The 7,299-nt window shown below is 63.8% G+C and carries 7 protein-coding genes and 1 pseudogene; 3 read left to right on the top strand and 5 right to left on the bottom strand.

Translation table 11 applies throughout. The features are described from left to right. Both RMQ73_RS03680 and RMQ73_RS03675 read left to right on the top strand, forming a co-directional pair. The coding region (locus tag RMQ73_RS03680; RefSeq protein ID WP_310496675.1) for a hypothetical protein at positions 1–1,505 on the top strand (1,505 nt) is incomplete at its 5' end. Next, on the top strand, positions 1,502–1,657 hold the full coding sequence (locus RMQ73_RS03675) for a hypothetical protein (protein ID WP_310496674.1): 156 nt from the start codon (positions 1,502–1,504) through the stop codon (positions 1,655–1,657). The genes RMQ73_RS03680 and RMQ73_RS03675, both read left to right, overlap by 4 nt. A gap of 212 nt (positions 1,658–1,869) precedes the next feature. Here RMQ73_RS03675 and recA read toward each other — a convergent pair whose 3' ends face one another. The 5 genes from recA to dapA all read right to left on the bottom strand — a co-directional run bounded on the left by recA (position 1,870) and on the right by dapA (position 6,705). Continuing rightward, positions 1,870–2,937, bottom strand: a complete 1,068-nt coding sequence (gene recA, locus RMQ73_RS03670) for a recombinase RecA (RefSeq protein WP_310496673.1) — start codon at positions 2,935–2,937, stop codon at positions 1,870–1,872. A 136-nt stretch (positions 2,938–3,073) separates the two neighbouring features. Next, positions 3,074–4,705, bottom strand: coding sequence for a response regulator (locus RMQ73_RS03665; RefSeq protein ID WP_310496672.1), 1,632 nt, complete (start codon positions 4,703–4,705; stop codon positions 3,074–3,076). Continuing rightward, positions 4,698–5,351, bottom strand: a complete 654-nt coding sequence (locus RMQ73_RS03660; RefSeq protein ID WP_310496671.1) for a sulfite oxidase-like oxidoreductase — start codon at positions 5,349–5,351, stop codon at positions 4,698–4,700. Before RMQ73_RS03660 ends, RMQ73_RS03665 begins: the two co-directional genes overlap by 8 nt. Next, positions 5,351–5,833 carry an SsrA-binding protein SmpB gene (smpB, locus tag RMQ73_RS03655; RefSeq protein WP_310496669.1) on the bottom strand — a complete coding sequence of 161 codons (483 nt, stop codon included), beginning with the start codon at positions 5,831–5,833 and terminating at the stop codon, positions 5,351–5,353. Before smpB ends, RMQ73_RS03660 begins: the two co-directional genes overlap by 1 nt. Beyond that, positions 5,833–6,705 (bottom strand): 4-hydroxy-tetrahydrodipicolinate synthase, encoded by an 873-nt coding sequence (dapA, locus tag RMQ73_RS03650; protein ID WP_310496668.1) that lies wholly within the window; start codon positions 6,703–6,705, stop codon positions 5,833–5,835. The genes smpB and dapA overlap by 1 nt, the downstream gene beginning before the upstream one ends. Positions 6,706–6,779: 74 nt before the next feature. On the opposite strand from dapA, the pseudogene RMQ73_RS03645 reads away from it, so the two are divergent. Continuing rightward, positions 6,780–7,299: pseudogene (locus RMQ73_RS03645) on the top strand (lytic transglycosylase domain-containing protein); the annotation flags it as partial.

The raw sequence follows: 7,299 nt of genomic DNA, 5'->3' as shown, positions 1-7,299 counted from the left end.
CATTCATCAGCCGCCGCATGGCCCTTGCCGGCGGCGGGGCTGTGCTGGCCGCTGCCGGTGCCGGGATCGCCTGGCAGGCGGGATGGTTCGGCAGCGGCTCGCGTGCCAACAGCATTGCCGTCATGCCGTTTGCCAACCTGTCAGGTGATCCCGGCAAGGCCTATTTTTCGGACGGAGTAGCTGCCGAGGTGCGCACGCAACTGTCACGCAACCCGCGCCTGGCCGTGGTGGCACAAACCTCGTCACAGCTCCTGCGCGGCGATGACTTCGACGCCAAGGCCATCGCCCGCAAACTGGGCGTCTCCTATCTGCTCGACGGCAATGTCCGCGCCGCAGGGTCGCAGTTCCGCATTGCGGCCGAGCTCATCGATGGCGAAACCGGTTTCAGCCTGTGGTCGCAACAATTCGACCGACCGGCCGCCGACGTGTTTGCCGTGCAGGACGAAATTGCCGGCGCAGTGACTTCGGCGCTGGACAGCCGCCTGTTCGGCGGCCCGGCGCCGATCGGGCTGCGCGCCGGCGGCGGCACCGACAATGTCGCTGCCCATGATGCGTTCTTCAAGGGTAGTTACCTGTATGGCCTGGCCCGCGACGAGGCCAGCGACCGCGCCGCGTTGCAGGCATTCGATGCCGCCATCGCCAGCGACCCGGCCTATGGACTTGCCCATGCGTCGCGCAGCCTGGTGCTGACGGTCATCGGCAACCTTTACCTCAAGGCCCAATCGCGACGGGACAGTTTCGCTGCCGCAATGCAGGCCGCACAGAGCGCCGTTTCGCTTTCGCCAAGCTGCGCCGAAGCCCATTCAGCGCTGGGGTTTGCCATCATGAACGGGCAGTTGAATGTCAGGATGGCCCGCGCCGCCTATGAAAAATCCGCAGAGCTGGGCCAAGGCGATGCAAATGTGCTGGCGCGATATGCCATTTTTCAGGCGCGCGCCGGCCGGTTCGATGCTGCGCGCGGGGCCGCAAGCCGCGCCGGCCAGCTCGACCCGCTCAATGCGCGAACGGCATGGCTGAAGGGCGAGATCGCGCTGGGCGCCCGCCGCTATGCCGATGCCATCCCGCCAGTCCAGCAAGCATTGTCGATCAATCCAGATATCTCGGTCGCTCGCTTTGTACTTGGCACGGCAAAGCTGTTTCTCGGCGACCTGCCCGGTGCGCAGGCAGCCTATGTGGCAGAACCCAGCAGCCTTTTTCACCTCACAGGCATGGCAATCATCAACCAGCGGCAGGGCAAGGATGCTGCCGCCCGCGCCGCGCTGCAAAAGCTTGTTGCCGAGCACGGTGACAACGGCCTGTATCAACAGGCGCAGGTTGCAGCTTCATGGGGGCAGCCCGATCTGGCGCTGGCGCTGCTTGAAAAAGGCTATGCCGCCGGTGACGCCGGCATGATGTATGCTCTGGGCGACCCGTTTCTCGACACGCTGCGCAAGTTGCCGCCGTTCGAAAAACTGCTCTTGCGACTGGGCTTCGACGCTGTTTCAACTCCGGAGGAAAGAACATGACCAAGCCGACCACACCAAAACCGCCGAAACCGCCGAAACCCGACGCAGCAAACACCGGCCTGGGTGACCGCGGCCTTGGTGACCGTGGCATCGGTGATCGCGGCCAGGGTGACCGTGGCCTGGGTGACCGCGGCCTGGGTGACCGCCGATAAGGCAGGAACTGCGCGGCCGCTTATGCGGTTGGGGCGCTCGGCAAGGGGTTGCCAAGGGCGCCGCATCCGTTCGGCGCGCGTTGCCCGGGCCGACATGGACGCATCGCAATCATCAGGTGGGCCACCGCCGAAGTGCCAGACAAAATCTGGTCCTTCGGCGGCAGACCTGCCTCATTTTCCGGATGCAGCACTGACGGCCGCATCCTGTCGGCTCACATGTCGCCGCCGGCATCCTCGTCGCTGGGACCAACCATCAGCGCTTCGGAAATGCCGGCCGCATTGTCGCGGATGACCTTTTCGATCTTGGCGGCCATTTCCGGGTTTTCCTTGAGGAACTTCTTGGAGTTCTCGCGGCCCTGGCCGAGGCGGATCGAATCATGGCTGAACCAAGCGCCGGATTTTTCAACGACACCGGCCTTCACGCCCAGGTCGAGGATTTCACCCAGTTTCGAAATGCCTTCGCCGTACATGATGTCGAATTCGACCTGCTTGAACGGCGGCGCCACCTTGTTCTTGACGACCTTGACGCGCGTTGTGTTGCCGACAACCTCATCACGGTCCTTGATCTGGCCGGTGCGGCGAATATCAAGGCGCACCGAGGCGTAGAATTTCAGCGCGTTGCCGCCGGTGGTCGTTTCCGGGTTGCCGTACATCACGCCGATTTTCATGCGAAGCTGGTTGATGAAAATCACCGTGCAACGCGACCGGCTGATCGAACCCGTCAGCTTGCGCAGCGACTGGCTCATGAGACGGGCCTGAAGGCCGACATGGCTGTCGCCCATTTCGCCTTCGATTTCGGCGCGCGGCACCAGCGCGGCCACCGAATCCACCACCAGCACATCGACGGCATTTGAACGCACCAGCGTATCTACGATTTCCAGCGCCTGCTCGCCGGTGTCGGGCTGCGACACGATCAACTCGTCGATGTTGACGCCAAGCTTCTTGGCATAGCCGGGGTCAAGCGCGTGTTCGGCATCGACAAAGGCCGCTGTGCCGCCGATCTTTTGCGCTTCGGCAATGGCATGCAGCGCCAGCGTGGTCTTGCCCGAGCTTTCGGGACCATAGATTTCGATGACGCGCCCACGCGGCAGGCCGCCGATACCAAGTGCAATATCCAGACCGAGCGAGCCGGTTGAAACCGCTTCGATCTCCATCGTTTCGCGCTGACCAAGCTTCATCACCGAGCCTTTGCCAAAGGCGCGGTCGATCTGGGCCAATGCTGCTTCGAGTGCCTTTTGCCGATCCATGTTCGTGTCCACTATCTTGAGGTTTGCAGCCATGACCCTTGTCCCCTCTACTGAAACCGGCGAGGCGCGGCGTCAATGCCTTGCCCCTCACCAAACACTCTGCCTGCCAATCTGTGTACATGTTTCGTTCTTGTAGAACAAGAGCAGAACGAATTAGCCTTGCCGGGGGTCAGTCGCCGCTGTTTGCTGCTGGCACGGGTTGCGCACCACCAATGGCCGACACCAGTTCCTCAAGGGCAAAAGGCTTGGCAAGAAAGCGCATCCCCTTGGCATCTGCCGCCCGGTGCCGGGGCAGTTCGGCATAGCCCGACATCAGCACGATGCCGATGCCCGGCCGCAGCCGCCCGGCCTCCATGGCCAGTTCCACGCCGTCGATGCCCGGCATCATCACATCGGACACCAGCACGTCGACCGGCCATTCCTCCCTTAGCAAGGCCAGCGCGGAGGTTGCGTCCTCGGCAGTGACCACCAACATGCCCTTGCGCTCAAGCCCGCGCGCGAAAACCGTCCGCACAGCCGGCTCGTCTTCGACCAGCAACACGCGAATGCCTGCGATGCCGTCGCGGTTGACCTGCACCGGCGGCGCGCGCTCGATCACCTTTGGCTTGGGCCGCGCCGGGAGATACACCGAAAATGTGGTGCCGCGATTGGCCGGGCCCGGTTTGGCAAAGATGTAACCGCCCGATTGCTTGACGATACCATAAACCGTCGAAAGCCCCAGGCCTGTCCCCTGCCCCTGCGGCTTGGTGGTGAAGAACGGTTCGAAAATGCGCCCGCGAATGGCGCGCGGAATGCCTGTTCCGGTATCGGTGATATCGATCGCGATATGGTCGATGGCCGGCATGATGTCATGGCCCAGCGCCGCCACGTCGCCGCCGCGCACATCCGACACCGTAATCCTCAGCTGGCCGTTGCCGCTCATGGCATCGCGGGCATTGACCGCCAGATTGACGATCACCTGCTCGATCTGCCCCGGGTCGGCGCGCAGGGCGAACTCAAGCGGCCGATAGCCGATATCCAGCTCTATCGCCGGACCGAGCAATTGTGCGATCAGCGGCCGCAAGCCGTCGACCAGCTGTCCGGGGTCCAGCAGTTGCTGCCGCTGCGGCTGTTGCCGGGCAAAGGCCAGCAACTGGCGCACCAGCGCGGCGCCGCGTTCGCCATTGCGGCGAATCTGGACAAGCGCATCAAAGTCCGGATCGGTCGGCGACCGTCGTTCAAGCAGTTGTTCGGCCAACGCCAGCACGGCTGTCAGCAAATTGTTGAAATCATGGGCGACGCCGCCGGCAAGCTGGCCCACGGCCTGCATGCGGCTCGCGGCCGCAACTTGCGCCTCAAGCCGCACCTGGTCGCGGATATCGCGCATGGCAATGACGCCCGACACGCCCAGCCCCGGCGGTATCGGCAATATCCGGACATCCTGCGGATCATCGGGGCGATTCTTGAGCGCAAGTCGCAGCACGCGGCCCGGCTGGCCGGCAACCACTTCGGCGACGGCCTTGGCCATCTGCGCTGCATCCTCGGCAATCGCAATGGCGTCGGGCTTCAGGCCCGGGCGCCAGTCAGAGCCAGCCGTGGCCATCATGGCCTCGTTACCGGCGATCATGCGCCCCGAAGAATCCAGCAGCGCCAGCGCCATCGGCAGCGCCATGAGCACCGGGCCGATCCAGGGGCTGATGGCACCCTCGGCATAGGGCGCTGGCCAGCCGACATTCGGAACCGGTGCAAACTGGTTCCAGCCTTCGATGGCTGCGTCCAGGGCCGCGTCCTGCACTTGGCCCGCCTGCTCTGGATCAGCCATATCGCTGCTCCGTCCATGGGTCGCCTTCGTTGTGATAGCCGCGCTGCTCCCAAAAGCCGGGCTTGTCGGCGGCAATCACTTCGATCCGGCTGAGCCATTTTGCCGATTTCCACAGATACCAGCGCGGGATCATCGCCCGCACCGGCCCGCCATGCTCGCGCGTCAACGGCACGTCATCATGGTCATGGACGATCAGATTGCCGTCCTCGACAAAGCGTTCCAGCGTGATGTTGGTGGTGTAACCGTCACTGCCATGCATCACGACATGTGCCGCGCCCGGCAGCGGCTGCACCAGAAACATCAGATGCGCTGTCGTCACGCCGGTCCAGCGATTGTCATAGCGCGACCATTGCGTGACACAGTGCATATCCGACACGGTCCGGGTCTGCGGCAATGCCATCAGCGCGTTCCAGTCAAGTGTCAGCGGCGAAGCAACGGCGCCATCGATCGACAATTGCCATTCCGACCGGCTGATGTCGGGTTTCAGCCCCAGATCCAGCACTGGCCAATTGGTCACCAGCCGCTGGCCGGGCGGCAAGCGCCCTTCGCGGTCCGGATCGGTCTGGCCAGTCAGCAGGCGGCCAGCCTGTGCCCAGGCCTGTTTGATGGCGACAAGCTTGTCCCTGATGCCACCATTGTCCGTCATCAGCCGCGATCCCGCATGATCCGCGCCTGGTCGCGCTTCCAGTCCCGGTCCTTCATGGTTTCGCGCTTGTCATGCAGCTGCTTGCCTTTGCCCAGCGCCAGTTCGACCTTGGCCCTGCCCCGGTCATTGAAATAGATCGACAGCGGGATCAGCGTCATGCCCTGACGCTGCACCGCGCCGCCCATCTTGCCGATTTCGCGCTCGTGCAACAGCAGCCTTCTGGGCCGTTTCGGTTCATGATTGAAATGATTGGCGTTCGCAAATACCGGAATGTTGCAATTGACCAGCCAGACCTGACCATCCTTCACCTCGGCATAGGCTTCGGCGATCGAACCCTGGCCGGTGCGCAGCGCCTTCACTTCGCTGCCCGCCAGCGCGATGCCGGCTTCGACGACATGCTCGATGAAATATTCGAATCTGGCACGGCGGTTCTCGGCCACGGTCTTGACCTTGATGCCGACATTGCCTTTGGGCCGCGCCATCAGGCGATGCCCGCATGAGCAAGCGCCGCGTCGATAGCGGCGCGGCTGGCAGCAGACGCATCGATGATGGGCAGGCGGACATCGGCGAGCATGTGCCCCATGCGGGCCAGCGCATATTTTGTCGGCCCGGGGCTGGTATCGCTGAACAACGCGTCATGCAGCGGCTGCAACCGATCGTTGATGGCCAGCGCGGTACGGAAATCCCCGGCCAGCATTGCCCGCTGCATGTCGGAACACAGGCGCGGCGCCACATTGGCGGTCACCGAAATCGCACCGATGCCGCCGTGCGCATTGAAGCCCAGCGCCATGTCGTCATTGCCCGAAAGCTGGATGAAATCGGCGCCGCACGCAGCGCGCTGCTGCGCGACACGCGCAATGTTGCCCGTCGCGTCCTTGACGCCGATGATGTTCGGCACCTTGGCCAGCTGTGCCATGGTCGCCACGCTCATGTCCGCCACCGAACGGCCCGGAATATTGTAAAGAATGATCGGCAGGCGCGTCGATTCTGCCAGATTGGTGAAATGCGCGATCAGCCCGGCCTGGCTCGGCTTGTTGTAATAGGGCACGACCACCAGCGCGGCATCAGCGCCCGCCTTTTGGGCATAGGCCAGATGCGCCCGCGCCGTGGCCGTATCGTTGGACCCGCAGCCGGCAATCACCGGCACGCGGCCGCGCGCGGCCTCGATGGTCGTCGCAATGACCTGATAATGTTCGGCATGGCTCAACGTCGGCGATTCGCCGGTGGTGCCAACGGGGACCAGCCCATGGCTGCCCTGCATGATCTGCCAATCGACAAAATTCGCCAGCGCCGCCAGATCGACCGCGCCATCGCGAAAAGGTGTGACCAGAGCCGGTATCGATCCCTGAAACATTGCGCGTTCCCTGTGCCCTGCCCTAAGTGCAAGGCATGTTCTTGAAAGGGTCTGATATGGAGCGGCGGACGCGATTGTCCAGCACAGTGTTGCTGGCGGTGTTGCTGCCGGCGCTATTGATTGCGGCCCCGGCTGCGGCCCAAACCATCGATGAAGGCGGCCGCGCGCTGTACACGGCCCGGCTGGCCGACAATGCCGCTGGGCGTTTCGGCGCCTTTTCGGCCGCGCCCTTGTCCGGCGTTGCTGCCGTTCCCATCCTTGATGCCGTCGTGACCTGGGACCGGCTGCGCCGCGACAGCTATCGCGGCACCTGGCAGGAATATGCTGCATTTTTGGGTAGTTATGGCGACTGGCCGCAAGCGGCAGTCATCCGCCGCAACGGGGAAAAAAGCATCACCGATGCAACACCCATGACCGACCGCCTCACCTATATGCGGGCCTTTGCGCCGCAGACGGCAACCGCCCGGCTGTTGCTGGCCGAAGCCCTGGACAGCACCGGCCAGCGCGCCGCCGCCATCGCCGCTGCGCGTGAGGCATGGACCGGCACCAGCCTTGATCTTGCCGCCGAAACCCGGCTGCTGGCGCGTTTCGGCG

The sequence above is a fragment of the Sandarakinorhabdus sp. genome, from assembly GCF_031430775.1.
GTDB lineage: Bacteria > Pseudomonadota > Alphaproteobacteria > Sphingomonadales > Sphingomonadaceae > Sandarakinorhabdus.
This window is presented reverse-complemented; position numbering and strand designations above follow the sequence as displayed.